General features: G+C 36.0%; 26 protein-coding genes. 6 read left to right on the forward strand and 20 right to left on the reverse strand.

The window, feature by feature from the left end; genetic code table 11:
- Positions 1-45: 45 nt before the first annotated feature.
- The 7 genes from dltD to C2I06_RS18155 all read right to left on the reverse strand — a co-directional run bounded on the left by dltD (position 46) and on the right by C2I06_RS18155 (position 6,786).
- On the reverse strand, positions 46-1,206 hold the full coding sequence (gene dltD / locus C2I06_RS18125; protein ID WP_123258588.1) for a D-alanyl-lipoteichoic acid biosynthesis protein DltD: 1,161 nt from the start codon (positions 1,204-1,206) through the stop codon (positions 46-48).
- Complete coding sequence (gene dltC, locus C2I06_RS18130; RefSeq protein ID WP_095329337.1) at positions 1,206-1,442, reverse strand: D-alanine--poly(phosphoribitol) ligase subunit DltC; 237 nt, start codon at positions 1,440-1,442, stop codon at positions 1,206-1,208. The genes dltD and dltC overlap by 1 nt, the downstream gene beginning before the upstream one ends.
- Before the next feature lie 15 nt (positions 1,443-1,457).
- Entirely contained in the window at positions 1,458-2,615 is a 1,158-nt protein-coding gene (dltB, locus tag C2I06_RS18135; RefSeq protein WP_095329336.1) for a D-alanyl-lipoteichoic acid biosynthesis protein DltB, read from the reverse strand.
- Entirely contained in the window at positions 2,612-4,114 is a 1,503-nt protein-coding gene (gene dltA, locus C2I06_RS18140) for a D-alanine--poly(phosphoribitol) ligase subunit DltA (RefSeq protein ID WP_123258589.1), read from the reverse strand. The genes dltB and dltA overlap by 4 nt, the downstream gene beginning before the upstream one ends.
- Positions 4,115-4,131: 17 nt before the next feature.
- Complete coding sequence (locus C2I06_RS18145; protein ID WP_095329334.1) at positions 4,132-4,278, reverse strand: teichoic acid D-Ala incorporation-associated protein DltX; 147 nt, start codon at positions 4,276-4,278, stop codon at positions 4,132-4,134.
- 17 nt (positions 4,279-4,295) lie between these two features.
- Entirely contained in the window at positions 4,296-4,967 is a 672-nt protein-coding gene (locus tag C2I06_RS18150) for a response regulator transcription factor (protein ID WP_095329333.1), read from the reverse strand.
- A gap of 76 nt (positions 4,968-5,043) precedes the next feature.
- The gene (locus C2I06_RS18155) at positions 5,044-6,786 is read right to left on the reverse strand and encodes a sensor histidine kinase (RefSeq protein ID WP_123258590.1); all 1,743 of its coding nucleotides are present in this window, start codon (positions 6,784-6,786) and stop codon (positions 5,044-5,046) included.
- 530 nt (positions 6,787-7,316) lie between these two features.
- On the opposite strand from C2I06_RS18155, the gene C2I06_RS18160 reads away from it, so the two are divergent.
- Positions 7,317-7,715: a VOC family protein gene (locus C2I06_RS18160; protein WP_123258591.1), complete on the forward strand. Its 399-nt coding sequence runs from the start codon at positions 7,317-7,319 to the stop codon at positions 7,713-7,715.
- A gap of 235 nt (positions 7,716-7,950) precedes the next feature.
- Here the strand turns inward: C2I06_RS18160 and C2I06_RS18165 are convergent, their stop codons facing one another.
- Positions 7,951-8,832 carry a DMT family transporter gene (locus C2I06_RS18165; protein WP_123258592.1) on the reverse strand — a complete coding sequence of 294 codons (882 nt, stop codon included), beginning with the start codon at positions 8,830-8,832 and terminating at the stop codon, positions 7,951-7,953.
- 154 nt (positions 8,833-8,986) lie between these two features.
- Between C2I06_RS18165 and C2I06_RS18170 the strand changes: the two genes are divergently transcribed.
- Positions 8,987-10,351 carry an aminotransferase-like domain-containing protein gene (locus C2I06_RS18170; protein ID WP_123258593.1) on the forward strand — a complete coding sequence of 455 codons (1,365 nt, stop codon included), beginning with the start codon at positions 8,987-8,989 and terminating at the stop codon, positions 10,349-10,351.
- Positions 10,352-10,412: 61 nt separating this feature from the next.
- On the opposite strand, the gene C2I06_RS18175 is transcribed toward C2I06_RS18170, so the two are convergent.
- The 7 genes from C2I06_RS18175 to C2I06_RS18205 form a co-directional block, all read right to left on the reverse strand.
- The gene (locus tag C2I06_RS18175) at positions 10,413-10,895 is read right to left on the reverse strand and encodes a methylated-DNA--[protein]-cysteine S-methyltransferase (protein WP_123258594.1); all 483 of its coding nucleotides are present in this window, start codon (positions 10,893-10,895) and stop codon (positions 10,413-10,415) included.
- A complete protein-coding gene (locus tag C2I06_RS18180; protein WP_123258595.1) occupies positions 10,879-11,796 on the reverse strand; it encodes a DNA-3-methyladenine glycosylase family protein in 918 nt (305 codons plus the stop codon). The genes C2I06_RS18175 and C2I06_RS18180 overlap by 17 nt, the downstream gene beginning before the upstream one ends.
- Positions 11,783-12,355 carry a bifunctional transcriptional activator/DNA repair enzyme AdaA gene (locus C2I06_RS18185; protein ID WP_123258596.1) on the reverse strand — a complete coding sequence of 191 codons (573 nt, stop codon included), beginning with the start codon at positions 12,353-12,355 and terminating at the stop codon, positions 11,783-11,785. Before C2I06_RS18185 ends, C2I06_RS18180 begins: the two co-directional genes overlap by 14 nt.
- Positions 12,356-12,371: 16 nt before the next feature.
- Positions 12,372-13,154, reverse strand: coding sequence for an isocitrate lyase/PEP mutase family protein (locus C2I06_RS18190; RefSeq protein ID WP_123258597.1), 783 nt, complete (start codon positions 13,152-13,154; stop codon positions 12,372-12,374).
- 244 nt (positions 13,155-13,398) lie between these two features.
- Positions 13,399-14,127: an amino acid ABC transporter ATP-binding protein gene (locus C2I06_RS18195; RefSeq protein ID WP_061797312.1), complete on the reverse strand. Its 729-nt coding sequence runs from the start codon at positions 14,125-14,127 to the stop codon at positions 13,399-13,401.
- 26 nt (positions 14,128-14,153) lie between these two features.
- Positions 14,154-14,819: an amino acid ABC transporter permease gene (locus C2I06_RS18200; protein WP_047940992.1), complete on the reverse strand. Its 666-nt coding sequence runs from the start codon at positions 14,817-14,819 to the stop codon at positions 14,154-14,156.
- A 31-nt stretch (positions 14,820-14,850) separates the two neighbouring features.
- Positions 14,851-15,633: a transporter substrate-binding domain-containing protein gene (locus C2I06_RS18205; protein ID WP_123258598.1), complete on the reverse strand. Its 783-nt coding sequence runs from the start codon at positions 15,631-15,633 to the stop codon at positions 14,851-14,853.
- Between the two features lie 610 nt (positions 15,634-16,243).
- Between C2I06_RS18205 and C2I06_RS18210 the strand changes: the two genes are divergently transcribed.
- A complete protein-coding gene (locus C2I06_RS18210; protein ID WP_123258599.1) occupies positions 16,244-16,969 on the forward strand; it encodes a ZIP family transporter in 726 nt (241 codons plus the stop codon).
- A 439-nt stretch (positions 16,970-17,408) separates the two neighbouring features.
- Here C2I06_RS18210 and C2I06_RS18215 read toward each other — a convergent pair whose 3' ends face one another.
- Positions 17,409-18,842: an aminotransferase-like domain-containing protein gene (locus tag C2I06_RS18215; RefSeq protein ID WP_123258600.1), complete on the reverse strand. Its 1,434-nt coding sequence runs from the start codon at positions 18,840-18,842 to the stop codon at positions 17,409-17,411.
- A gap of 146 nt (positions 18,843-18,988) precedes the next feature.
- Between C2I06_RS18215 and C2I06_RS18220 the strand changes: the two genes are divergently transcribed.
- Positions 18,989-19,900: a DMT family transporter gene (locus tag C2I06_RS18220; protein WP_123258601.1), complete on the forward strand. Its 912-nt coding sequence runs from the start codon at positions 18,989-18,991 to the stop codon at positions 19,898-19,900.
- Between the two features lie 269 nt (positions 19,901-20,169).
- Here C2I06_RS18220 and C2I06_RS18225 read toward each other — a convergent pair whose 3' ends face one another.
- The 3 genes from C2I06_RS18225 to C2I06_RS18235 form a co-directional block, all read right to left on the reverse strand.
- Positions 20,170-21,126 carry a TRM11 family SAM-dependent methyltransferase gene (locus C2I06_RS18225; RefSeq protein WP_123258602.1) on the reverse strand — a complete coding sequence of 319 codons (957 nt, stop codon included), beginning with the start codon at positions 21,124-21,126 and terminating at the stop codon, positions 20,170-20,172.
- A 446-nt stretch (positions 21,127-21,572) separates the two neighbouring features.
- The gene (locus tag C2I06_RS18230) at positions 21,573-22,052 is read right to left on the reverse strand and encodes a hypothetical protein (protein WP_095333325.1); all 480 of its coding nucleotides are present in this window, start codon (positions 22,050-22,052) and stop codon (positions 21,573-21,575) included.
- A 101-nt stretch (positions 22,053-22,153) separates the two neighbouring features.
- Complete coding sequence (locus C2I06_RS18235; RefSeq protein ID WP_123258603.1) at positions 22,154-22,798, reverse strand: RNA polymerase sigma factor; 645 nt, start codon at positions 22,796-22,798, stop codon at positions 22,154-22,156.
- A gap of 94 nt (positions 22,799-22,892) precedes the next feature.
- Here C2I06_RS18235 and C2I06_RS18240 point away from each other — a divergent pair, with 94 nt between their 5' ends.
- Positions 22,893-23,321, forward strand: a complete 429-nt coding sequence (locus C2I06_RS18240; protein WP_095333320.1) for a VOC family protein — start codon at positions 22,893-22,895, stop codon at positions 23,319-23,321.
- 286 nt (positions 23,322-23,607) lie between these two features.
- Positions 23,608-25,119 (forward strand): nitrate/nitrite transporter, encoded by a 1,512-nt coding sequence (locus tag C2I06_RS18245; RefSeq protein WP_095333318.1) that lies wholly within the window; start codon positions 23,608-23,610, stop codon positions 25,117-25,119.
- A 65-nt stretch (positions 25,120-25,184) separates the two neighbouring features.
- On the opposite strand, the gene cyoE is transcribed toward C2I06_RS18245, so the two are convergent.
- On the reverse strand, positions 25,185-26,108 hold the full coding sequence (gene cyoE, locus C2I06_RS18250; RefSeq protein WP_095333315.1) for a heme o synthase: 924 nt from the start codon (positions 26,106-26,108) through the stop codon (positions 25,185-25,187).
- Between the last annotated feature and the right edge of the window lie 26 nt (positions 26,109-26,134).

The following is a 26,134-nucleotide window of genomic DNA, read 5'->3' on the forward strand; positions in this document are numbered from 1 at the left end:
ATAATAGAAGAAGACGATCCACTTCATACGTGAATCGTCCTAATGCTATTCAAGGAATTTTTGCATATCCTCATTTAAATAAACCCAGCCCTTCCAGCCAATATGAATCGTATCCCTCATAAAATAGGGATCGTGCTCATGACCGGAATAATCAGCATAAGTAAAGCCGTTATCGCTTATCTGTTTCTTTATACGATTATAATAATCTTGCCGCCCTTTTTTAGGAAAGCCTGTGTAATCATAATAAGCACCATTAACTGGGATAATAACAAAAAGCGGTTCAGCTTCTGCCTTTTTTAGAATATCAAGCATCAGCTGAAAATCATCGTACTCCAGCGATTCAGCATAGGAATGACCTTTGTTCTTTCCTTTCATACTCTTCATATAATCATTCTTATGCTTATATACTTTATCATCAATGTAAAATTGAGAATGCTGTGTCCGTTTTTTGCCATAGGCATCAGCTTGTGCACGTAATTCTTCCCACGTCTTATCCTTCACTTTAGCTGACTGATGTCGATTGGTTGGTTTATCTTTCAAAAGCGTAAAATATAAATCCTTTTTCTTAAGGATGGATATATACCCCTTTGCAGGAACAGATAACATATTAAACATTGTCTTTTTGTCTTTTAGATAAGCATCATAAAGTTGATAGAGTATCGTATCGTTCTTGACCGCACTATATGTCATCAGACGCTCCATCAATTTTCGTTTCACCTGCTCATCCACATCCTTATTAAATGGAAGCTGGTACGCTTGCAGGGCAGAATAATTTGGTGCAAAATGCTGTTCATCTGTACCATGCTTTACAAACCATTGTGGCGATACAATAATGACCATTTGCTTGTTCTTCAATTGAGCAGCATGTGTTGCAAAGTTTAAATCATGAATAATTGACGTCATTCCGCCTTTTCCTATTAAATAAGGTGTGAATGGGGCGGAATTCACTTCGAAATAATTGGATGGATGAAATGGATCCCAGCGTGACAACTCCGAAGAGCCATAGATCGGAACATAGGTCGAACGCTTGAGCATCTCATTTTGCAAATATGTTCCTTGGAACATATTTGGCTCTAAACTGATTGCAGATTCCTCTAACCGATCAGCAGGAACTAGCTTAGCCAGCCATGATGTGGGTATAAATACAACCCCGGCAAACAGGACCAATGCAAGAATGATTGGTCCAAATAAATATTTCTTCTTCATTATTTCAGCTCATTCAGACGTTCAACGATAGCATTTGGTGTATTCCATGTATCTCGGTCGAACTCTGTAATTGGTACATTGATTTCAAGTTGTTCCTCAAATTTAACAAGTAATTCTACAGTCCCAAACGAATCGATCAATCCTGAATCGAATAAATCTAAATCAAGCTCTTCTTTCACCACATCATCTTGACAAACTTCTGCAATAACTTGTAGTACTTTTTCTTTAAAATTCATATATAGATCCCCTTTTTATTGAAATGGTTTGCCGGAAAACAGATAAAAACCGAAACAAACAACATGGAAAGTAATAATGATAGAAACCACTGTCATCGCTTTTCCTGTTGGCCAGCGTTTATGTTTTTTATTCCAAGTCTCGAAGAAATTAAAACCGCTCATCATCAGGGCATGATATGCTCCATAAATGATGTATTGAATCTCTAATCCATGCCATACGCCCATCAAAAGGAACAGGAGAATATACCCTAAATTTGAAACGAGCATATTGTTCTTTATCCATTTTTTCTTCTTTATTAAGAAAACAAAGCGCATAAACACATAATCACGGAACCAAAATGACAAAGACATATGCCATCGATTCCAGAAATCCTTTATATTACGGCTCATAAATGGCTTATTAAAGTTCTCCGGTGACCGGATACCCATTATATAACTGACTCCGACTGCAAATGCCGTATAGCCGGCAAAGTCGAAAAATAGGTATAGGCTATAGCTGTACATGTATAGCAGGTGATAAGAAAGCTTACCATCTGAAATATAAGTTAAATTCATGATGAAATATGCATTAATGCAATAGCCGATTATAAATTTATACAAAAATCCAAGGAAGATTTTGTTAATCCCTTTATAAAGCAGCTCTCTATATTCCTCTGGTGTCCAACGCTTATTCTCATCCTTCTCAAATCGACGGAAACGGTCAATCGGCCCAGATGAAATGGTCGGGTAAAATAACATAAAATTAACAAGCTGAAAAATCGAAAGCTGATTTTTAATCAATCCATCTCTTGTTTCAATAATAATTTGGACAGCTCGGAATGTCAGATAAGAGATACCTAGAAAACTCGCCCAATTATCCACTGCCAAAATAGGCAAGACTTTAGATAAAATTAAAGGCAGAATGGATAGAAAGCTTATTACATAAAATATGAGACTACTATTCTTTTCCTGGCGATAATGAATATAGCCTTTTACCAATATTACTTGAAGGATAGTGAAAACTACTAATGAGAAAAAGCCTGCATTCCCACTAGAAAAGATAATGGCCAGTACAACAATAGAAACAAATACATTGTAAAAACGCAGGTTCTTGCCCTTTATACCGAGGATTATCGTCGGCAGTAGCAAGATACCTAAAATAATAAAGAAAAGGAAAGAACTATACGGGGTCATGCTAGTACCTCTTCCTTCATCTTCTTACGGTCTACTTTTCCATTTATCGTCATTGGAATAGAAGAATGATACGTAAATTTACGAGGAATCATATATGCTGGTAAGCGCAAGGCAAGATCCTTACGAATAGCAGCAGTCAGTTTGAATTCCTTATCAAAGTCATGATTCTCTGGAACAACTGCCGCAATCAAGTATTCAATTTCTTCATTTGGTGCATAAGGAATAATAATGGCAGTCTTAATATATTCAGACTGATTCAGGTGGAATTCAATTTCTTCCAGTTCCATCCGATAGCCATGCAGCTTAATCTGATAATCCATTCTTCCTTGGCAGTACACCACTCCGTCTTGAATGAACCCTGCGTCTCCGGTACGATATGCATTCATTCCGTTTATCATGCCAAATGCCTTTTCTGCCAGTTGCGGCTCACCGAGATATCCTTTTGATACACTTGGCCCTGCAAGAATAAGTTCACCTTTTTCTCCTTCTGGGAGCGGATTATCTAATTCATCCAAAACGAAAACACGCATATCCGATTTTGGATAGCCTACTGGCAGAGCCTTCTCTTCTGCAAGCAATTCTTCCGTAATTTCAATAGATGTCACCGCTACTGTTGCCTCTGTAGGTCCATAGGTATTAAAAATTCTCGCTTTCGGGAAGCGCTCCTTCAGCTCCGTGGCTACAGCAAGTGGCAGTACTTCCCCACAGAAAAGGAATAGTTCAAGCTCTGGAAGCATCTTTTGATTAAAATCTGGGTTAGGAAAACACATTTGCACAAAAGATGGTGTCGATGTCCATATTTGTATAGACGAATGACTTAAGTTCTCAAACAAAAGCTTCGGTTTATTGCTTACTTCTTTCTCCAGCGTATGAATGGTCCCCCCACTCTGTAAGGCTGGATAAAAATCCATTACAGACAAATCGAATGAAAAGGGAGCCTGGTTCAAGAATACCTTTCCTTCCCCTAGCGGAAAGTCCCCTGTCATCCAATCGGTAAAGGATTGTAGATTCGCTGCAGTTATTTGAACTCCTTTGGGATTTCCAGTACTGCCAGACGTATAAATGATATAAAAAACCTCATCACTTTGGACCCAGTACTCTTCTCCAATATGTTCTACTTGTTCCAAATTCATTTCTAGCATCTGTAAAACTATAACACCTTCAAAATCCAGCTTGCTAGTTGTCGTATTAATTACCACCCCAGCGCCAGATTTTTCGACAATAAGACGCACCCGTTCGATTGGAATCGATGTATCTACCGGTATATAAGGATGGCCGGCTTGAACACAAGCGAGAAACGATACCGGCATATCTATTCCCATATGTCCATACACTACAATTGGCGTCTGCCGCTTAAGCTTAATGGCATGTAATAAGCTTGCCAGCCTTCTTGATTTATCCCAGAGCAATCCATAAGTCAGCATCTGGTCTTCTGTACGATATGCTATCTGTTCTGATTTTTTTACCGCATGCTGCGCAATACGAGTTAAAAGTTTCATTTTATTATCTTCTCCATTTAGAAATCATTATAAATATAGTTGCCTGTATTGGCCGTATGGAAGCCATACAGCAAGAATAAGGTAATGAGGATAGCCAAATAAAAACAAGTCTGTAAAGCAAACCGGACGCCAGTATGCCTATACAACTGTTTAAGCTTATTCATCTTCTCTCTCCTTTCTTTTATTCAAACTTATAGCCTGTTCCAATAACAGTCCGGATATGATGGGATTCAAAGCTTAATTTAGCCCTAAGCTTTTTAATATGTGTATCCACAACTCGACTATCACCATCGAAGTCGAATCCCCATACATGATTCAAAATTGTTTCACGTGAAAGGACATTATTTTTATGCTGAAGTAAGAAAACTAATAATTCATATTCTTTTGGCGTTAATTCGACTTGTTGACCTGCAAGCTGAAGTTGATGAGACTTAGTATTAACAATTGCCTCACCGAAGCTTATCATATGACCAGTCGGCAGATAATGCTCTTTTGCCCGTTTCATTAAGGAATTAGCACGTGCTACTAACACTTTTGGACTGAACGGCTTGGTAACATAATCATCAGCTCCAAGTTCAAAGCCATGGATTTTATCATCATCACTGGATTTCGCTGTCAGCAAAATAATGGGTACGCCAGAGCTCATGCGAACCTGCTTGGTAACAGCAAATCCATCCATTTGTGGCATCATAATATCAAGAATAACTAAATCAGGATATATGGCATCAAACCAATCTATTGCACTGCTGCCATTATCCGTTTCATACACTTCCCAGCCGTCCTTTTTAAAATAATCAGCTACGACTTCTCGAATTCTCACTTCATCCTCGACAAGCAATACTTTCTTCCCCATCGTGAATCTTCCTTCCAATTTAAAGATATTAACAAGGTTATATGTCTTTCATGTGTCCTATAAGAAATTATTACCATTAACGAAAGTGAATATAGAAACGTACACCGCCTGGTATGTTTTCTGCTCCATAATGAAAGCCATGCAGGCTGAGTATTTGCTGAACAATGGCCAATCCTAATCCTGTACCACCAGTCATTCGGCTGCGAGAAGATTCAGCTCGATAGAAACGTTTCCAGATTTTATCCAGCTGCTCTTCTGGTATCTGTGGACCTGTATTCTCGATTTGAAACACACTGTTACCATTATCTTGATCCAATTCGATACAAATTCTAATGACAGAGTCAGGTTCGCTGTGGCGGATCGCATTAATAAGAAGATTCTTCATTACTCGTTCCATCCACTCATAATCTGCCAAAATATGCTGTTCATTCTTCGGCATGATTTCAATTTCCACATTTTTCTCTCTAGCTATACAAAATAGTTTATTTGCCAAATCCTCAATCATTTCACTAAGTAAGAAAGATGTTTTTCGTAGTTTGATTACACCGTTCTCCAACTTAGCCAAATCCAGCATATTCTTAATCAGCACTTCCATCTTTTCTGATTCCTCAATAATTACTTCTATATAGTGATCCTGTTTATCTGGACTGACTCCATCTTGCAGCCCTTCTGCAAAGCTTTTGACAATACTCAAAGGGGTCTTCAGTTCATGGGAAGCATGTTCGAAAAATTCACGCTGCTCCTTCTCCATTTGCAGACGCTTTTCCATATCCTCTTTCAGCTTTCCATTGGCTTCTTTCAAACCATTTAATGCAACATCCAAGTTCTGCGCCATAACAAGCATATTGTTCGCCAGACTCCCTAGCTCATCCTTCTGCTTAATCGGCTTCAGCGATGAGAAGTCTAGATGCACCATTTTTTTTGCCATTTCATTCAGCTTAATCAGTGGTCTACTAACAAGACGGGAGAAGAATAACGACAATAAAAGGATGAGAATAAAGCCAGCAATTCCGATATATACATAAAATATTCGGAGCGATTCATTGGTATCTCTGATTTCTTGAAGAGATGTGACAGAGAACATAATTTGCATTTCTCCGTCTTTCTTGATTGGCTCCATTAATACTAAATAATGTTTTCCACTCCATGACTCTACCCAGTCTAACTTTAGGCTTTCTCCTCTGGAAAGCTGCTTTATCTGCTTCTCTTGAAGAGGGAACCATTCCAATAGTGCATCATAGAGAATTCCTAGCCCTCTACTTGCCACTTTCCCTTTAGGCAGCGAAATACTTTTTACCTTCCCTTTAATGGTCACTTCATTCTCGGCCTGACTTTCCCCAACACTAGAGCTATTCTTCGTAATAATAGATGGATAAATGACTGAAGAAACTAGAGCATCTGTTTCCCCTTGTACAATCACTGTATCCCCCTTTGCAATATTCAATGCTTGTACTTGTTTTCCATAATCTGTGATGAGTAATGAAAGTGATACTTCCACAATTTTGCCATCCTCTGTATCCAACATGATATTAAAAGGATCTTGTACCAACTGATAACCTTCTGTGTCCACAATCGTCAACGGGCTTTTTGTCTTCTTTATGTAGGACAATGTCTGTTTTGTCAGTTCTGCTTCGCTCCAAGAATTTTGCTCATATCCTTCTGCTAACTGATGGATATGCTTTGCTGCTTCTTTCGTTTTATGATGTTGATAAAAACGGTCAAAGAATACTAGCTGAAATATCATAATCATGACGTAAAACACCAAAAAGAATATAGACGTTACAGCGAATAACTTGACAGTAATACTGCGTTTTCTCATGTTATACTCCTTTGTTTCATGCGGCAGTTTATTCCTAACTTAAACTTAAACTTAAGCTATGGATATGTTTTTTGTGTGTCCACATGTAATCATCCATATATTAACCATTTTTTTCAAGTTAGGGAAGCCATTTTTTATCTAGATTTTAATATTAGAATAAAAGAGATTCTCGCCTAAACTAATATGGATTATAGCAAATAACGATATGCAATATTTTAGTGACGTGGATTATTTATCCAGCGGAGAACACCTATTTTTTGTACGTAATTATTCGAAAGAGACAAGTGAGGAAAATTAAAAGATGATCTTAAAGTCCTATAGAACCTTAAGAAAGAGATAACCTAATTGAAAACATGCGCAAAGACTATTTCTGCTTTATCTAAAAGTGGAGAGGTATCCTATTATGTGTTAAATCGAAGATGAAGAGATTTTATATTATGTATATAATCTAAATTGGCTATTACCTAAAGAAAATTAATCTCTAAATATGTATTATTATATTTGATAATACATATTTAGGAGGGATATAGATGATTTTTGAAATGACTACTCAGGTTAGAGTTGCCAATATTGAAGAAGGGCAAAAGTGGTATGAAACACTGCTTAATAAGAAGCCTGATTTCACTCCACACGAGGGATTTGCTGAGTGGGAACTCATTCCTGGTTGTTGGTTGCAGGTCGCAGAAGGAACTCTTACCGAGGGTAACGGACCTTTACGTTTAGGAGTTACTAACATTGAAGCTGAAAGAGACAGACTGATAGATGAATTAAAGATTGATAGTTTTGAAATACATTCAAGACCTGAAGTACCAGTGAAATGGGGAACTTTCACAGACCCTTGGGGTAATCGACTGGGATTTTTCGAATACTTAGATAAGGGCGAAGAGCAAGAACGTATTAAAACTATCATTGGAACAATAGAAATTTAAAAAAGTCTAGTTAGAAAGGGAACTTCCCTCGGAGTTCTCTTTCATCTATGAGAAAAACAACAAAGTTTACGAAAACAGCGTTTCTTTTTAAAAAGGAGGTTGTGAGTATCATCCACCTCCCGGGCATCAAATTATCAGATTAACTACTTCGTCGTAAAATAGAAAAAACGCACATTTTTCTTTTTACTGATTCTTTATATTTTCATTTATCTTAATCAATATTTTTTATTCTATCTCAGGGTGATGTCTTTTTTGATATCGGAGTATTTTTCCCAACGATTACCGAAACGACTACAATTATTGCTGTTACGATCGTTACAAGCGTTATCGACTCATCTAAAAAGATTGTTGCAAAGATAATCATAATAAAAGGTTGTATATATTGAAGCTGGCTAACCCTTGCAACACCTCCTAATGCCATGCCGCCATACCAAACAATGTATGCTAAAAACTGGCTTACAATAGCTAAATAGATTAAGCTAACCCAAGCTTGAAATGGGGCAGTTAACATTTCAACAGAAAAATCCATTACAACTGGAATGACGAAAAATGGCGCTCCAATAACGATGGCCCATGCTATTACTTGCCAACTTCCTATTTCTTTGGAAAGCTTGCCCCCTTCGGCATAACTAAAACCTAAAATAATGACTGCTGTCAAAAGTGCCAAATCTGCAAACTGAAGTTTGCCAAAACCTAAATTAACTGCATAAAAAATTACGGCACCGGCACCGATTAGACTGGCAATCCAAAATCTCACTGAAGGTTTTTCTCCAGCTCTTAACATCGCAATCCCTGCTGTAGCTAATGGCAATAAAGCCACTTCAACCGCTCCATGCGAAACTGGTAGTGCTTGCATTGCCCATGAAGTTAGTAATGGAAATCCTAAGACAGCGCCCATGGCGACAATTAGGATACTTTTAAATTGCTGCCGATTAGGAACTCTCTCCTTTCCAACAACAAGCACGATACTAGCTATAATTGCTGCAAGAACCGTTCTTCCTAATCCAACCACGGTAGTACCAAAATATTCAACAGAAATACTGGTAGCTGGCAAGGTTAAACTAAAACAAATTACTCCCACCAAGCCTAATAATAACCCCAATTTTTCCTTTTCCATTCGTTTTCCTCCTACTATTTTTTTCTGTCTTAAGAAACCTAAATATACAGTGACAGTTTTGCTATAATTTAGATAATACCTGATACAGAAACCAAATATACATATCTATTTTCTAAATCTGTCATGGTACAGTTTGAGGAGGTTGGCCATTATTTTGAGCACAAAATACAAAAAAATTGTAGAGGAAATTAAGAATCAACTTACAAATGGGACACTTGTCGCTGGTAGTAAATTACCTTCTGTTCGCCAGTTGTCTGAAACGTTTTCCTGTAGTAAAAATACTGTGATTAAAGCTTACAGTGAGCTAGAAAAAGAACACTTAGTTTATGCAATACCTCAAAGCGGCTATTATATCGTAAATGAATTTGCCCTCTCTGCCGAGGATTCTACCATTGTTGATTTTTTATCAGCTGGACCAGACAACCATTTAATTCCTTATCTAGAATTTCAGCATTGCTTAAATCAAGCTATCGAAATATACAAAAAGGATATATTCACCTATTCAGATCATCAAGGCTTTTACTCCTTACGTACAGAAATAGTTAAAAATCTTCAAGATTCACAAGTATTCACCGATCCTGATCGTGTTGTAATTGTTTCAGGCTCGCAACAAGCTATCCATCTGCTTACAGCACTCCCTTTTCCAAACGGCAAAAAAAATATTCTTATTGAGCAGCCAACCTATTTTGGCATGATTGAATCACTGCAAATACATCAAGTTTCCACCTTTGGGATAGAACTCTCCATGAACGGTATCGATTTAGACCGCCTTGAATATATTTTTAAAAATAATAACATTAAGTTTTTCTATATCATTCCAAGATTTCATAACCCCCTTGGACATTCTTATACGAATAATGAGAAGAAAAAAATAGTGGAGCTGGCAAATAAGTATGACGTTTATATTGTGGAAGACGACTTTTTGGGTGAATTAGACCGCAACAAAAAATCTGATCCATTATTCTCTTATGACACTTCTGGAAGAGTCATTTATATTAAAAGTTTCTCAAAGGTATTTCTTCCAGGGCTGCGTATTGCTGGAGTGGTATTGCCAAAAATAATGATAAATAACTTCTTACGCTATAAATTTAGTTCGGACTTTAATAGTTCCGTCCTTTCACAAGGTGCGTTAGAAATCTATTTAAAAAGCGGGATGTATAAAAGTCATATTAAAAAAATAAAAGAAGTTTATTTTCATAGAATGCAATTACTAAAAAGTGCTTGTGAAGAATTACTTCCTGAGGGGACACATTACACGCAACCGGACAGCGGTTTTTATCTCTCTATTTATTTACCTGAAAATGTATCAGCCAAAAGACTAGCTTTTTTATTATCTGAAAAACTGATATTAATTGATGATGCGGATAGAATGTTCTTGACCAACTACAAGAAGGATAATCTCATCCGTTTATGTATATCACAAGTACAAGATCATCAAATAAAATGGGGAGTAAAAATGATAGCTGAAACCATCACCCTATTGAGTAATAAAAGGAACTATTATTACTCTCTTCTATAATAAAACTAAAAAATCCATACCAATCTTTAATGATTGGTGTGGATTATCATTAACATTTCAATTACTTGTGATACGTTTTCTCATGTTGAAGCAGCCATTCTTTCCTCCATAAACCTCCTGCATAGCCAGTTAATGTCCCATTTGATCCGATTACTCTGTGACAAGGAATGACAATGCTTAACTTGTTTTTTCCATTTGCGCTTCCTACAGCTCTAATCGCTCTTGCATTCCCAATGGACATGGCTATATCCTTATAGGACCCCGTTTCAGCATACGGTATTTTTATTAAAGCGTTCCATACCGCGCTTTGAAAATCTGTTCCTTCCAATTGGTATGGGATGGAAAATTCATGGCGCTTGCCTTTAAAATATTCGTCGAGCTGGTTATAGCATTCTATTAAAACGAGAGGAGTTTCTGGTTGTAATAAATTCACACTCTTATCATTCTCTTCAGAAAATAAAATAGAAATAATTGTTTCATGGGTACCAATTATTTCTATCATTCCAATCGGCGATTCATAATCTAATTTATATATTTTTGTCATATAATGACCTCCAAAGATAAAAAGTTGCATATGCCTGCCAGCCTTTCCAACCTTCTGCTAATTCTTTCGTTTTTTCTATAGTCGGTTTACTCTTAAGCTCTAATACATTCTTTAAGGCATTATGAAGGCCGACATCTGAAACTGGGAAGGAGGAGGTGTAGTGGAGGCATTTCATCATGACATACTCTGCCGTCCATGCTCCTATCCCTCTTATCAACAGAAGAGATTTTTTTACTTGATAATTATCTTGCTTCATAAGTAATAATTCTTTTGTTAATTTGCCGCTTTGCATATCTTTAGCAATGCCAATGATGTATTCAGCCTTCCTTGTAGTAAATTGAAGTTCCCTTAAATCATCGACATGGATAGACGCAATTTTTTCAAATGAGGGGAATAACCACAATGTTTCCTCTTGGAATGTTAGGCTTTCGCCATACTTTTCAACGAAGCGTTTCTTTAAGGTATAGGCAAATGTTAAATTAATTTGCTGACCCATAATTGCCCACACGGCCGCCTCAAATAAGTCAGGAATGCACATAATCCTTAAACCATGGTATTTATGGGTAAGCTGCCTTAACACTTTATCTTTATCTGCAACTTGGTAAAAGCTCTCCAAATCCTGATCCAAATCAAACCATTCCCAAATATACTCCGCCACTTTTTTGTGTATGTCATTGGATGCTGGATTCAATGGAAATTCGACCTTTATGGCATGATCGATTGATCCAACTTTACATAAAATCAACGATTCATTCACTTTTATCAATTTGTATAAAAATCCCTCTTCAATCCGATGAAGCACTTCCTGATTGGATCTGCCTAAAAAAACTAAACACTCTTCAAAATTAAATTCCTTTGGAGGATAAATCTCGATATAAGATTCATAATCAATCCAATTCATGTTGGTATCCCTTGCGATATTCACTAGGAGAACAGTTTTTTATGCTTCTAAATACTTTGTAAAAATTAGAGGAACTCTGGAAACCCACCTCATAACAAATTTCTAGGTTTGTCATAGCAGTGCTTTTGAGAAGGTAGGCCGCTTTATCAATGCGTATTTTTTCTAAATAAGCACGTGGGGTTTCAGCAGTTTCCTTTTTAAACAATCGCTCCAAATAAAAGGGACTCAAACCGACATGGGCTGCTATATCCTTTAATATCAAATTTTGTTTATAATGATTGACCAGGAAGGTAATGATATTTCTGACAAGTTCAATATGAGGAGAATGCTCAACTTCTGGCTGGCACCTTTTGCAAGGACGATACCCAGCTTTTTCAACTTCATTCCTATCATAGTAAAATTCAACATTTTTCTTTTTAGGCTTCCGTGATCTGCAGGAAGGACGGCAATATATTTTTGTTGTTTTTACTGCGGTAAAAAAAATCCCATCATATTTACGATCACAATTGATGATTTTCTCCCACATCTCTTCAAATGAAAGATTGAGATTAGTCGACATATAAACCACTATCCTTTCACCCTAGTGCTTCTTTTTCATACAAAGAGGACATATCCTTGAACTCTAATAATTCGCCAACCTTTTTTTCTAAATGAACAATTACACTATCAGATAGGGCGTTTCCAAAACTAAATCGTCTTACTCCTAATTCTTTAAGCATATTACAATTCGTCAGCCCAGGTAAAGATAATAGATTTAGTGGAGCGCTAACATTCTTTGTAATTTCTTTAATCTCTTTATCCTCTCTTAACCCAGGAACAAAAATTCCACTGGCACCACTCTCCACATATGCATGAGCTCGTTCCATTGTTTCCAGCAAGGGGTTTTTCCTTTTTAGGTAAGTATCCGTTCTGGCGTTGATATAAAAGTCTTTATAACCATTTCTATCTAAGGCTGCCCTCATTTTTTCCATTAGTTTACAATGCTGCGTTATTTCTCTCAATTCATTTGATTTTTTCAGTGAATCCTCTATATTGATACCAGCAACTCCAATCTCAGCTGTCCTTAATACATTATTAATAATTTTATCTAGATCCTCACTGTATCCAGCTTCAATATCAGCGGAAACAGGGATTTTTACATTCTCTGTAATCGTTTTGATTATAGCTAAGTGTCGATCAAAATCAATTAATTCTCCATCTGAATATCCTAATGAGTTAGCAATTCCCCAACTAGTTGTACCAATTGCTTTAAATCCGGCCTTTTCTAGCGTTAAAGCTGAAAGAAGATCCCAGGCGTTTCCAAGAAATAATAAATCCTCTGAAAAATGTAGTTCCTTGAATTCCTTCATCTTATTCATTTTAATTTTCCTCCAAATCTTTTATTGGACCTATTTTAACAAGTAATCTGCCACCATTTCGTCCTCATTCTTGCTTTTATGGTCTGTCTTTAGAAAAAGAATATTATGCTCTTCTTAGCTCTATTAAAATGAATCATCAGTGGCTGTCTTCTTTAGATTTACAAGCGTATTTTACGAAATTTATCCAATTTACAAATACAATAACAAAGAAGTCCTGTCTATACTTTTAGACAGGACTTCTTTGTTATTTAAGCATCGTAGCTTTTAAAAATTCTTGCGTTCTTTCTTCTTTTGGATTGTTAAAAAATTGCTCAGCTGTTCCGTGTTCAATAATCTTTCCATCATGCATATACACAATACTATCTGCTACTTCTTTAGCAAATCCCATTTCGTGGGTTACAACTACCATGGTCATTCCTTCTTCTGCCAAGTCTTTCATCGTTGTTAATACCTCTCCCACTAGCTCTGGATCCAGCGCTGATGTCGGCTCATCAAAGAGCATAATGTCTGGTTCCATTGCAAGTGCTCTGGCTATGGCTACCCGCTGCTTTTGCCCACCTGATAGTTTACTAGGATAAACATCTGCCTTATCCTCTAAATCTACTTTTTGCAGTAACTGTTTTGCTTTGGAGATAGCTTTATCTTTGTCTACACCCTTTACCATGATAGGTGCTTCAATAATATTCTCCAATACGGTTTTGTGTGGGAATAAGTTGAAATTTTGAAAGACCATTCCTACCTTTTCCCTAATTTTGTTCAAGTTGTCTGTGCTTGGATTGACCTCATTCCCCTCAATGATAATGCTGCCATTATCCTTTTTTTCTAAAAAATTCAAACAGCGAAGGAGGGTACTTTTCCCTGAACCACTTGATCCTATTAAACAAACGACATCACTTTCATAAACAGTTAAATCGATATTTTTCAATACATGTAAGTCTCCAAATGATTTATTCAATTGGTTTATTCTGATCATTTCTTTCTTGTCCAATTTCTTCGCTCCTATCTGTCGCTTACTGCTAATTTTAATTCAATTCGGTTTACTACAAATGTCAACAGCGCTACCAGTACTAAATAGTAGACAGCTACAATGAGTAAATAGGTCATTTCGTCAAAATTATTGGATCCTAGTGTTGTTGCTACATTGAACAACTCATTCATGGAGATAAATGCAGCTAGCGAAGAATCTTTTAAACTAATGATAAATTGATTACCTAATGGTGGCAGCGCGCGTCTAAATGCCTGTGGAAGAATAATTCTCCTTAATGTCAGCGCCTTTGTCATTCCCAAAGAACGTCCTGCTTCTAACTGACCTTTATCAACTGCCTGAATTGCACCACGAAGAATCTCGGAAATATAAGCTCCATTATGGAATGCTAAAGCAAGGGAAGCAGCCCAAAAATCAGGAAGAAGGAAAATTCCACTTATTCCGAAATAGAGAATAAATATTTGAACAATCAGCGGTGTCCCGCGAACCAAATAGACATATGCATCGGAAATAAGCTCCAGCACTTTGATTTTAGAAATTTTTAATAAGGCAAAGATCAGCCCAATGACGATTCCGAGTACGATCGAAACAGCTGTCAGCTCTAATGTCAAAAGCATAGCTTTTAGGAATACACCTTTTGTTTCCGCTAGTATGTTAAAAAAATGTGAAAAACTTGGCAAAGTATTACTTCCTTTCTATTCTGGTATAAATTTATTCTGGTTTAGTCGTAATGTCCTCTCCAAAATATTTCATGCTAATGCGAGTAAGTGTCCCATCCTCTCGGAGTTTTTCCAAGGCTTGGTTTACTCGCTTCAATAGTTTTGGATTATCTTGGGGAAGAACTATCGCTTGTTCACTGCGATCAATTAACTGCTGTGCTTTAATCTTAAACCCTTCCTGTGCAGCACTTTTCCCTGTTACAAAATCGGTGATTACTGCATCATGTCGACCGCTGCTTAACGCTTGTAAAGCCGTAATATCACTGTCATATGTTTTTATTTTGTCCGTATACTTGGAGGCAGTATCGGCATATGTAGAACCTTTTGCAACAGCTACTTCCTTTCCCTTTAAATCGTCGACCGTCTTAATTGAACTATCTGGTCTGGTGAAAATTTGCGGACCCGAGTAGTAGTAAGGAGTACTGAAGGCAACATGTTTGCTCCGCTGCGGATTAATCGTGTGACTGGCAACGGCTGCATCTGCACGTCCTGTTTTCACCCCTTCTACAATCCCTTTGAATTTAATTCGCTTCTGAACTGGTTCAAGTCCCATTTCTTTTGCAAGTGCTTCGCCAACTTCAACATCAAATCCTGACATGGTGAGATCGTTATTTATATAACTAAATGGCTTAAACTCACCAGAAGCAGCAAAAACAAATTGATTTTTATTAATCAGTTCAGATCCATCTGCAAGCTTCTCCTTTTCGGCACAAGCAGATAAAAGGCAGAGCCCGATTAAACTGAAGAACAGTAGTATCTTTTTATTCAACAACATGTTGGCTATCCATCCTTTTTCTTTCATTTACTTTTTATCATTACCTCTAACTTGATATATTGCTTATGGAAATATATACCCCTTATCCTTCTGATAAAACAAAAAAGTCAGGTAGATTAATAGTAGGTAATTCCGTTTTGTGAAAAAAACACTATAAATACATGTAAATTTGCTAGCTTGCAATATAGCAAATAACACCCCTAATCGCTTCTTAACAATAAATATTGTCATCGTGCAATCGGGGTGTTAGTTTGCTTGTTATTTGGTATGTAACTTTTATCTCATTCAGGAAATTTCAATAGTTATAATTCTGATGCCTGCTATAAGAAATATATTTTTACACTTAAATAAATGAGTTCAAATAAAAAGACAAAATCCAGAAGAAAATCCATTTTGTTCAATTCTTATTCAAAATAGATTTTTTGTGTTTGCTGTTAAATAAGGAATTAATGTGATATTTCTGAGAAAGATGTCCATGCCTACTACCAATATTCCAATGTTTTTCTATATTATAATTAGCAGAATAACTGGCTCAAAATCTCTGAGTATGGTTTTGTTATGTAGATTTAGGTTATTTACTGTACTAACCTAAAAATTTGGTGGGATTAAAATGACGATTAGTCTAAGTCTTGTTTTTGTAATTGGATTTATTTTTATTCATTTCTTTTCTAAAACAATGAAGTTTATCAAAGATTCACCTAGAAGTAGATTTCTCTCAATCGCTGGTGGTATAGCAGTTTCTTATGTATTTATCCATCTAATGCCCGAGTTAAGCAAACATCAAAGAGTATTAGAGCAATTAGGAGATAAAGGAATTTTTCACCTATTTGAGAATCACGCCTATCTGATAGCTCTGCTGGGATTAACTATTTTCTATGGACTAGAAAAGATGGTTAAAAAATCAAAAAAAGAAAGTGGGACGAAAAAATCGAAAACCGGTGTATTTTGGATTCATATAACATCTTTTTTTGTATATAACGCGCTAATTGGTTATCTTTTGATTAGAGAAACATATAGAAGCAATTGGGGAATGTTATTCTACTTCTTAGCAATGGCGGTTCATTTTGTTACCAATGATCACAGTCTAAGAAAAGATCACAAAGAAATATATGACCATTTTGGTAGATGGTTACTAACATTAGCAATATTATTTGGATGGATGGTTGGCTTATTTACTGAATTAAAGGAAATTTATATTTCCATGCTCACAGCATTCTTGGCAGGGGGGATAATTTTAAATGTACTGAAGGAAGAGTTACCAGAAGAAAGAGAGAGCAGTTTCATTGCTTTTTTCCTTGGTTTGGTGAGCTATTCTGTCTTGTTATTGCTTGTTTAGCTAGAAAGTTTTGAAGTGTTTAAATAGCCAAAGCATAAGTAAGAAAAAAGAAAGCTTGTAAATAATGCTACTTAAACCAAAAGATCCGTCCGTTAAATAAGGGATACATTTTTACTAATAGGAAAAAATAGGAATATCTATAAAACGACATTCCTAAATTATTACTGATAAACTTCTTTCTATCCAAATAGAACCAGTAAAGAATGGTTCACTAATTAATGGTAGTTCGGCCAAGACATTATGTTTTATATTTTACGGGAACCACCACCATTTTTTCTTTACTGAAAATTTTTCTTCTAGAACAAGATATGCACTCATTGTTAGAGCAGTAAGTACATATTTCTTAATTGTTTTTTTGCTATAAGCGGAATAGATAAACAAGGTAAAGTAACCATTAGAATGAGAAGCCAAATTTTTTCACAGCATAAATATTTACAATCTAACTACCTACAAGTTCTCTTATAATTTTGCTTAACTGGTAAATTCCCTTTTTCAAGTCAGCGATGGAGGCATAGCTATAAGAAAGGCGAAGATAACGGTTAGAATCTTGACCATATATACTTCCAGGGTTCAGTAATATGCCTCTGTCTAAGGCTTTTACATAAAGTTCTTTCATGGAAATTTTTGAAGTTATTTTTAACCAAATAAAGAATCCACCCTTTGGTGTATACCAAGAAGCTATATCGCTTAAATAATATACTAATGTTTCTAACATAACTGTCCGTCTTTTTTTTAACTCTTCTCGTACCAAGCCAAGGTGTTGTTCATATAACCCACTTTTAAACCATTCAGCTGCTACTCTTTGAGATATGGAGCTGGAACCATAATCTGTCTGCATTTTTATATCGGATAATCGTTCAATGACTGGTTCTGGTCCAACAATCCATCCAATCCTTAAACCAGGGCTTAACGATTTAGATAGACTGCCTAAATACAATACATGACCATGTTTATCATTTGCCTTAATAGGAGAAGGTGAAATTTCATCAAGCCATAATTCTCGATAAATATCGTCTTCAATCATAGGAAGCTGTTCCTTTTTACAAATGCTAAGGAGCTCTTGGCGTCGTTTGTCAGGCATTAAGATACCTGTAGGGTTATGAAAACAGGGAATGGAATACAAAATGGCTCTGTTGCGTTGTTTATTTGTGATGGAAATAGAGTTAGGTATAAGTCCATCTTCATCAATTGGTAGTCCTGTAAGCTTCATCCCAGCAGATTGAAAAACACGAAGGGAATAAAGATAGGAAGGTTGTTCCAGTAAAACACTTGAACCTCTATGGAGTAGCCCCACTGAAATTAATTGCAGAGCCTGTAATGCACCAGACACAATTAAAATGGAAGAAGGGGAAGCCTGAATACCGATAGTTTTAAGATAATCACTCAAAGCTTCTCTTAAAGGAAGAAACCCTTTTGGTTCTTCATACCCAAAAGCCTCTAATTGGTCAGATACTCTTCTTAACACTGATTTCATTGTTTCTAAGGGAAATAAATCTTTAGATAACTCCCCTTTGCTAAGTTGTATAAGATCAGCATTAGATTCGGCCAAATTTATTTCCTGTACAGTTGATTGACTTGGTCTAAGTAATCCAGATTTTACATGTTCATCCCAATCAGGTGGTGGATTTGTAGCCAATAAAGTCCATGTGTTATTCGCTACGTATGTGCCTAATCCAATTTTAGCCTCAATTAATCCATCAGCCATTAACTCTTCCAAAGCAGTAATAATTGTACTTCTATTAACCTCGAATCTTTTTGCTAATACTCTTTGGCTAGGTATTTTACTTCCGATTGGCCACTCTCCATTAGATATTTTCTCTTTAATAAAATCGATTATTTGTTGATATTTTGGAGTTTTAATTTTCAATACCAATTCCGTTTACCTCCATTAAAATTCCCTTATCACTTAAGTGGTTGGTTTTTTTCTTTTTTAACTGGTTGCAGACATTTTAACAAATCTTAAATACTATGGGAAAGAAAAATAGAATTGGTTGGAAATTTTATCGAGGATGTGAACATATGCCGTATAAATTGAATATTAGGATAGTAGTGGCAAATTGTCTTATAATTTTTCTTTGGGGATCAGCTTTTACAGGGATTCGGGTCGGATTACAATCTTATACACCTGAGCACCTTGCCCTATTTAGAATGTTAGTGGGTTCCATATTACTCATAGGAATTGCTATTATTTTTAAAATGAAATTGCCTGAATTTAAAGATATTCCCATTATATTTTTGTTTGGATTTTTAGGCTTTACTGTATACCATTTGGCATTAAATATAGGAGAAAAGACAGTTAGTTCAGGAATTGCCAGTTTACTGGTCTCAACTACACCGGTTATTTGCGCTTTTTTAGCTGGTTGGTTTCTCCAGGAAAAATTCGGAATATCAAAATGGATTGGATCTATTATTAGCTTTTTTGGAGTAGCTTTGATTTCCTTAGGAACATGGGGTTTTGGAACTGGCAGTGGAATTTTATTTATTCTTATAGCATCAATATCAGAAAGTTTTTATTTTGTTTTTCAAACGCATTATATTAAGAAGTATGGTTTTTTCGCCTTTACTGTTTATACCATTATTGCTGGGACTATTTGTATGCTTTTTCTTCTCCCGGGTTTAGTAGGGGAAATTACAAATTCTTCATTAGAGTCCACTTTAAGCGTCATATATTTAGGGATATTCCCTACCATTATTCCGTATATAATATTAGCTTACTTAACTTTACGTGTTGGGTCCTCTGTAGCAACTAGTTCGCTTTATTTAACTCCAGCACTTTCATTTGTGATTGGGTGGTTTTGGCTTGGTGAAAAACCAACACAGGTATCTCTATTAGGGGGACTACTAATATTAGCAGGGGTATCGTTTATTCATCTTAATTTAGAAAAATTACAAATTAGATTTAATTTGAGAAGAAGGGGATTTCAAAAATAAGTAAAGGAAGTTAAGTGAATTTGTATAATAAAAATAATCTGATGTTGAATATATCTCTATTTAGAAATAGGAAGATATCCATAATAATTGAATTGAAAGGGAATTAGCCTGTTAAGAAATATACTTAAAGTAATGGGAGCTCGTTGAAGAAAACAACTTTGCAAACAAAACGATTGGATAATAAATCCAATCGTTTTGTTTGTTATCATATATTAGTTCATCTAGTATTTAAACTACAAGTTAATCCTCATCTATTCCATCCCTATGCCTTAGCAGCAAACGATTGTTTGCCGTATAAATTTTCCCTTTGGGACTTCACACCGATCTACTATTTCAAAACCTGCTTCACCCAGTATTCCATCTATATCTTCAGTCGTTACGATGACCATTTTTTTAGCAAAGCGACGGGCGCTTTGCAACATTGCAAATTTTTCCTCATCGGAAACAACGGAGCAAAGATTATATGGCATGTCGATAATTGCCACATCATACATTTCTGTTATGTCTCTGATATCCCTTAAAAATACAGGACCAGAAAGTCCAAAATGGGCGAGATTGTTCCGAATGCCCTTCATGACTAAGGGATTATAATCACTGCCTGTTATATTAACTCCCATCGATAAAGCCTCTACCAATACTGTCCCGATGCCACAGCATGGATCAATCACCTTCACTCCTCTTAATTCTGGAACTGCAATATTTACTAGCGCTCTAGCCACTCGGGTAGTTAGTGCAGTTGAGTAGTTATGAGGTTTCTGTTGATGAATAAGCCACATACCCTGATTTTCCGAATAGTATCCGAAATACCATTTTCCTTTTAACTTGGTAATAGCAAATACTATCTCTGGATTATGAAGATTTGCTGCACCTGGAACCAAGCATCCAATTTGTCTAGCGATTCCTTTCCTTTCATTAAATTCCATTTTATCAAGGGGATCGATGTCCCGATAATTGATGCCGATTACTTTGTAAGTACTATGCAAAGAAGGCATTGCCTCGACCTTTTGTTTTAGATTTTCTAACGTATCACCTGAAAATAGAACCGCTATTTTTTCTTTTATAAAAGGACTCCTGCTTGGATCTCTATTTATACTGCTCTCTAATACAAAGGCATGTAAGTCAGCACGAAATAGAGAACGAACTTCTAATTTACATAGTTGTTCTTCTTCCTCCGCATAATTGAAGGTATACAAGAAGGTATTCGGGACCAATCTATTTTGACTCAAGTTCTTTCTCCTCCTTTTTTTGGATAAGCCCTTGAGCTGTTCCACTTTTTCATGAAAATAGTAAAACGGGGCTGAGACAAAACTAAAAAAGGATATGCTTAAAGCTGAATAATCATTTGTTGAATTAGACGAATGATAAATAAAATCTATTTTTGTTTCTCGCCCCATTTTATAAGATTAGTGAAATGGAGTGGAAGACACTCGACTCCTGCGGGAAATAGAGGAAAGGCTGAGACCCCGCAGCGCAGTGAGGAGGCTCAGCTTCCTCCCCGCGGAAAGCGAGTGACTGGAGCGCAATGGAACGAACTTGTTTTTTAGCTATAAAAAAGATAAATCAGCGAAAAGAAAAACGCGAACTATTACGATGTTTTATTGTATTATAGTTTGGCTTTTTCTTTATGTAAAATTCTTTTGTCCTACCCTCTGCGTTGTTTTTCCTACGTATCTTAAATGGAAGACTTGTTAAAGCCTTCTTCCTTTAAGTATTCACAAGCTTCCTCGTAGCTTGAAAAACTATTTTCTAGATTGACTCCGGCATATATATTCCAAAACCCTTCTTCTTGAAGAAGAAGGAGTGTATTATTTTCCGTATCAATCCATGTTTCTTCTTCCACTGTTTCTTCCTCGACCGTCTCTTCTTCTTGTATATTCGGTCTTAATGATTGAATGGATTTTTCAATAATTTCTTTTAGTTCTTCTTTTGAAAAATCTCTAATATTGACCATCCCTTTTTCATCTGTCTCATACTCATTCAGCTTGTCCGCATATACAAATCCATTTCCATTGGGATGTAAGTGATACACGACGTTCTTTTTGTCACTTCCACTTTCCGCATAATGAAAATTAACGCGTTTTAATGAAACATTCTTTCGTTCTAATTGAGGGAACTCCTCAATAATATTTAGTTTTTCTTCAAATGATAGCATATTTGCCTCCCGAATTTTTATTATATTATTATAATTAGTCTCCGTTCTAATTGTGGGTAAAACTAATATACCACGTTTTATTAGTATGAATATAGTTCAACTTATGAGGATGTAATTTCTAAAATATTTCCATCTGGGTCTATAACATAGAATCGAGAATGGATAGAACCTCTTCTTACCTTAAAATTTTGTGATTCTAATAGTCGATAAAGATAAAATATTTGCATCGGTTTCGCTTCCCGTATTGCTTTAGTGAGGGCAGTAATAATTTCTTGATTAGAAGAGGGGATTTTCATATTATTATTTTGCAATTTTAGTTTCTTTCTAGACCGATGAAGTGCTGTTTTAATCGCCTCATTACTTATTCTTAACATGGATGCCATTTCTTTTGAAGTGTAGCCAAATACATCCTTCAAGGTAACTAGCATAGCCTGTTTTAAAGGTAGGGTGGTAAGTAAAATTTCTATTAAACCATCGTAATCTATAAAATCGTAGGCTTCTCCGAAAATGTCCTCATTAAATAAAATACTCTCTTTATATTTCCTGTTCTCATCGATAAACTGATTTTTTGCCACCGTACATAAATAAGAAAATGTAAACTCCCTTTTCGGCTCCGCTTTTTTTATTTTATAAACCTTTAGGATCGTTTCTTGTACTAGATTCTCGGCTGTCCAAGGTGACCCTGACAACCTTAAACAATATTTATAAAGTTTCTTAATCACAACCTCGATATCTTCAAAAACCATGTCTCCTCCTCTTTTATATAAATTTACATGTAAGTGTAACTTTTCCATTATTATATTCGTTATAAGGAAGAATTTCATTCAAGGGAGGAAGATTATGTTTAAAGTAGGTAGTATATTTATTCCCGTTACAGATATTAAGAAATCTACCGATTGGTATGTAAAGTTTCTTGGTGTGAAGATAATCGATAGTTGGGAGGATGGTGCCGGCTTTTATTTACCAGCTGGAACAACACAATTAGCCTTAGTAAAAGTAGAATCCCCCCAGCCTACTGAATTTATTATTAAAGGGGATCAGAAGAACTCCTATTTTAATTTTGTCGTTGATAATATTGAAGCTGCCCATCAACAATTTAGAAACAATGGCATCGTTACTACCGAAATCGATGATTTTGGCGGAATGAAATTTTTTGATTTCTTTGACTTGGACGGTAACCCATTTAGTGTCGTTAATGAAGTGAGCAATTCTCCCTTCCACTCAGAAAATGTGAGAGAAATGCAAGAAAGAGATAAAACAAAGAAATAACTATTAAAAAAAGAATTACCCATACTTTTTTGATGGTAATTCTTTTTTCTTTCACAGCAGGATATGTTCAAGTCGTTATTATCCCCATTTAATAATATTTGGACAAAGTTTATCTGATGCCGCCTTCCTTACAGCCAGAGATTGAAATGGTCCCATTAACAGTAAATATAATAAAAAAAACAAAATTTTGCTGGCTATATGTGAAGTAAATCACACGTAGACAGCAAAATTTTTTTTATTGTTGTATAGAGGACAAATATGAAATCATAAGAAAGGATATCGTCATATGAAAAAACAAACGATTCAACTAAATCTGCAAACGTTTAATCTTGTCATTGGATTCATGGTGTGGGTGATCTTATCCTCCCTAATGCCTAGTATTCGAGAAGATATTTCATTAACAGCATCACAAGTGTCATTAGTGACGGCGCTTCCTGTTATTTTAGGTTCTATACTGCGGATTCCCATAGGCTTTTATACAAACCGCTATGGAGCAAGACTATTATTTAGTATTAGTTTTTTTATTCTTCTATTTCCCGTCTACTTTATTAGTATAGCTAATTCATTCTCAGATTTAGTAATTGGTGGATTATTTCTTGGAGTCGGCGGAGCTGTCTTTTCCATTGGTGTCACCTCGTTACCAAAATATTATCCGAAAGAAAAACATGGTTTTATTAATGGAATTTATGGCGTAGGTAACATTGGAACAGCCGTTACTTCCTTCGGAGCCCCTGTTATCGCAGCAATGCTCGGTTGGAATAAAGCGGTTCAGATGTATCTTGTCTTATTATTATTGTTTATAGCTTTAACTGTTTTTTTAGGAGATAAGCAGGAAAGTAAAGAGCATGTCGCTTTATCTAAGCAATTTAAAGCTGTATACAAAAATGCGACATTATGGGCGTTAAGTCTTTTCTATTTTATTACCTTTGGAGCTTTCGTGGCGTTTACCGTTTATTTACCTAATTTCTTATCTACTCATTTTGAATTGAGTACGGTTGATGCAGGAATGAGAACGGCAGGGTTCATAGCGCTTGCGACTTTCCTAAGACCAGTTGGTGGCTGGCTTGCTGATAAATTTAACCCGTATATTATTTTAATGATAACATTTATCGGCATCACTGCTTCAGGTATCATTTTATCATTTTCCCCAACCTTGACTTTATACACGATCGGAACATTATCTGTCGCTGTAACAGCAGGTATCGGGAATGGAACGATCTTTAAATTAGTTCCATTGCACTTTCCAAAGCAAGCTGGGATTGTGAATGGAATAGTTTCTGCCATTGGTGGTTTAGGCGGGTTCTTCCCACCTCTTATTTTGACTGCGGTTGAACAAATGACAGGGCAATATTCGATCGGATTTATGGCATTGTCCCAATTTGCATTGGTTAGCTTCGTTATTGTAGTTTGGATGTATTATCAAGATGAGAAAAACATCGAGAAGCAGATCATAGAAAACACAGCCGAAGCAATTATGTTAACAGATAAAAAACGCGTCATTAAACGGGTAAATTCTGCATTTTCACGGATTACTGGGTATACAACAGAGGAAGCCTTAGGAAATACTCCTGTGCTCCTCCAGTCGGGCAAACACGACAAGTCCTTTTACCAAGAAATGTGGAAATCGATTGATCAGCATGACTTCTGGGAGGGTGAAATATGGAATAAAAGAAAAGATGGCTCCTTTTATTTACAATGGTTGACCATTAGTGCCATCAAAAATAATGTCGGGGAAGTCCGGTATTATGTCGGGATATTTAACGATTTAAGTACAGCAAAAAGGGAGATAAACGCTTAAGTTCATATAAGTGTAAAGGCGAAGGACCATGATTTACTATCATCCTTCGCCTTCTTATTTTTTCTCTACTTAACTTTGAAGCAAAGAGTGAGGATAGTCATGTAAATAAATATGATCATTAAGTAATTCACAGAGTATAAAAAATTCCAATGCGCCCATTTCCATTGATCTCTTACCAAGAATCCCGATAAAGCTAAAATAAGCCAGCCCATTGTGAAAACAAATGTCACGATCACAAATACTTTTCCAAATGAAGCAAGGAGAAAGGGAATTGGTAACAGACATGCAATATAAAATAACATGTGATATTTTGTTTTAGTTATTCCCGATACAACTGGCAGCATTGCTACCTTCGCGTCCGCATACTCTTGAAACTTTTTAATAGCGATGGCATAGGTGTGAGGCATTTGCCAGATAAACAAAAGCAAAAATAAGGCAAGTGGGATTTTATGAAGAATAGACCCAACTGCCGCCCATCCCATCAATGGGGTCACAGCCCCTGATAAACTGCCTATCAATGTATTAAAAGCATAGCGGCGTTTAGACCACATTGTATATAAAAAGACATACGTAAACCAACCGATGAACGCAAATAACGTAGTCTTCATATTCACCATCAGTAAAAAAATAAAGCCAGCTATCGTGAAGCCTATTCCTAAAATAAGCACCGTCTGCAGTGGCACATTACCTGTTACGGTTGGGCGCTTTTGCGTACGCTCCATGATGGAATCAATATCCACGTCATACCAATTATTCAGTACCAATGCTCCTCCCATTACCAAAGTTGAACCAAGTAAAACAAAGATAAATTCCATCCAGTAATCTAAAAATCCTTCTCTAAGGATGTTCAGTGCTAATAGAAAGGAAGTCAGCACTGGCAAAACATTAGCTAATAATACCTTACATTTAATTAACAATAATAAATCGTGAACTGTCCATTTATAAAGAGGCTTCTGTAATTGCTGCTTCGTATCCTTATTTATGTTCATTTCCTTATATTCCTTGTCTCTAATTT

Origin of the sequence: Niallia circulans, assembly GCF_003726095.1 — a bacterium.
Lineage (GTDB): Bacteria > Bacillota > Bacilli > Bacillales > Cytobacillaceae > Niallia > Niallia circulans_A.

Bases quoted from the DNA above. Each gene is read 5' to 3' on its own strand.
- dltD (WP_123258588.1), bottom strand. From the start codon at position 1,206: ATGAAGAAGAAATATTTATTTGGACCAATCATTCTTGCATTGGTCCTG.
- dltC (WP_095329337.1), bottom strand. From the start codon at position 1,442: ATGAATTTTAAAGAAAAAGTACTACAAGTTATTGCAGAAGTTTGTCAA.
- dltB (WP_095329336.1), bottom strand. From the start codon at position 2,615: ATGACCCCGTATAGTTCTTTCCTTTTCTTTATTATTTTAGGTATCTTG.
- dltA (WP_123258589.1), bottom strand. From the start codon at position 4,114: ATGAAACTTTTAACTCGTATTGCGCAGCATGCGGTAAAAAAATCAGAA.
- C2I06_RS18145 (WP_095329334.1), bottom strand. From the start codon at position 4,278: ATGAATAAGCTTAAACAGTTGTATAGGCATACTGGCGTCCGGTTTGCT.
- C2I06_RS18150 (WP_095329333.1), bottom strand. From the start codon at position 4,967: ATGGGGAAGAAAGTATTGCTTGTCGAGGATGAAGTGAGAATTCGAGAA.
- C2I06_RS18155 (WP_123258590.1), bottom strand. From the start codon at position 6,786: ATGAGAAAACGCAGTATTACTGTCAAGTTATTCGCTGTAACGTCTATA.
- C2I06_RS18160 (WP_123258591.1), top strand. From the start codon at position 7,317: ATGATTTTTGAAATGACTACTCAGGTTAGAGTTGCCAATATTGAAGAA.
- C2I06_RS18165 (WP_123258592.1), bottom strand. From the start codon at position 8,832: ATGGAAAAGGAAAAATTGGGGTTATTATTAGGCTTGGTGGGAGTAATT.
- C2I06_RS18175 (WP_123258594.1), bottom strand. From the start codon at position 10,895: ATGACAAAAATATATAAATTAGATTATGAATCGCCGATTGGAATGATA.
- C2I06_RS18180 (WP_123258595.1), bottom strand. From the start codon at position 11,796: ATGAATTGGATTGATTATGAATCTTATATCGAGATTTATCCTCCAAAG.
- C2I06_RS18185 (WP_123258596.1), bottom strand. From the start codon at position 12,355: ATGTCGACTAATCTCAATCTTTCATTTGAAGAGATGTGGGAGAAAATC.
- C2I06_RS18190 (WP_123258597.1), bottom strand. From the start codon at position 13,154: ATGAATAAGATGAAGGAATTCAAGGAACTACATTTTTCAGAGGATTTA.
- C2I06_RS18195 (WP_061797312.1), bottom strand. From the start codon at position 14,127: ATGATCAGAATAAACCAATTGAATAAATCATTTGGAGACTTACATGTA.
- C2I06_RS18205 (WP_123258598.1), bottom strand. From the start codon at position 15,633: ATGTTGTTGAATAAAAAGATACTACTGTTCTTCAGTTTAATCGGGCTC.
- C2I06_RS18210 (WP_123258599.1), top strand. From the start codon at position 16,244: ATGACGATTAGTCTAAGTCTTGTTTTTGTAATTGGATTTATTTTTATT.
- C2I06_RS18220 (WP_123258601.1), top strand. From the start codon at position 18,989: ATGCCGTATAAATTGAATATTAGGATAGTAGTGGCAAATTGTCTTATA.
- C2I06_RS18230 (WP_095333325.1), bottom strand. From the start codon at position 22,052: ATGCTATCATTTGAAGAAAAACTAAATATTATTGAGGAGTTCCCTCAA.
- C2I06_RS18235 (WP_123258603.1), bottom strand. From the start codon at position 22,798: ATGGTTTTTGAAGATATCGAGGTTGTGATTAAGAAACTTTATAAATAT.
- C2I06_RS18240 (WP_095333320.1), top strand. From the start codon at position 22,893: ATGTTTAAAGTAGGTAGTATATTTATTCCCGTTACAGATATTAAGAAA.
- C2I06_RS18245 (WP_095333318.1), top strand. From the start codon at position 23,608: ATGAAAAAACAAACGATTCAACTAAATCTGCAAACGTTTAATCTTGTC.
- cyoE (WP_095333315.1), bottom strand. From the start codon at position 26,108: ATGAACATAAATAAGGATACGAAGCAGCAATTACAGAAGCCTCTTTAT.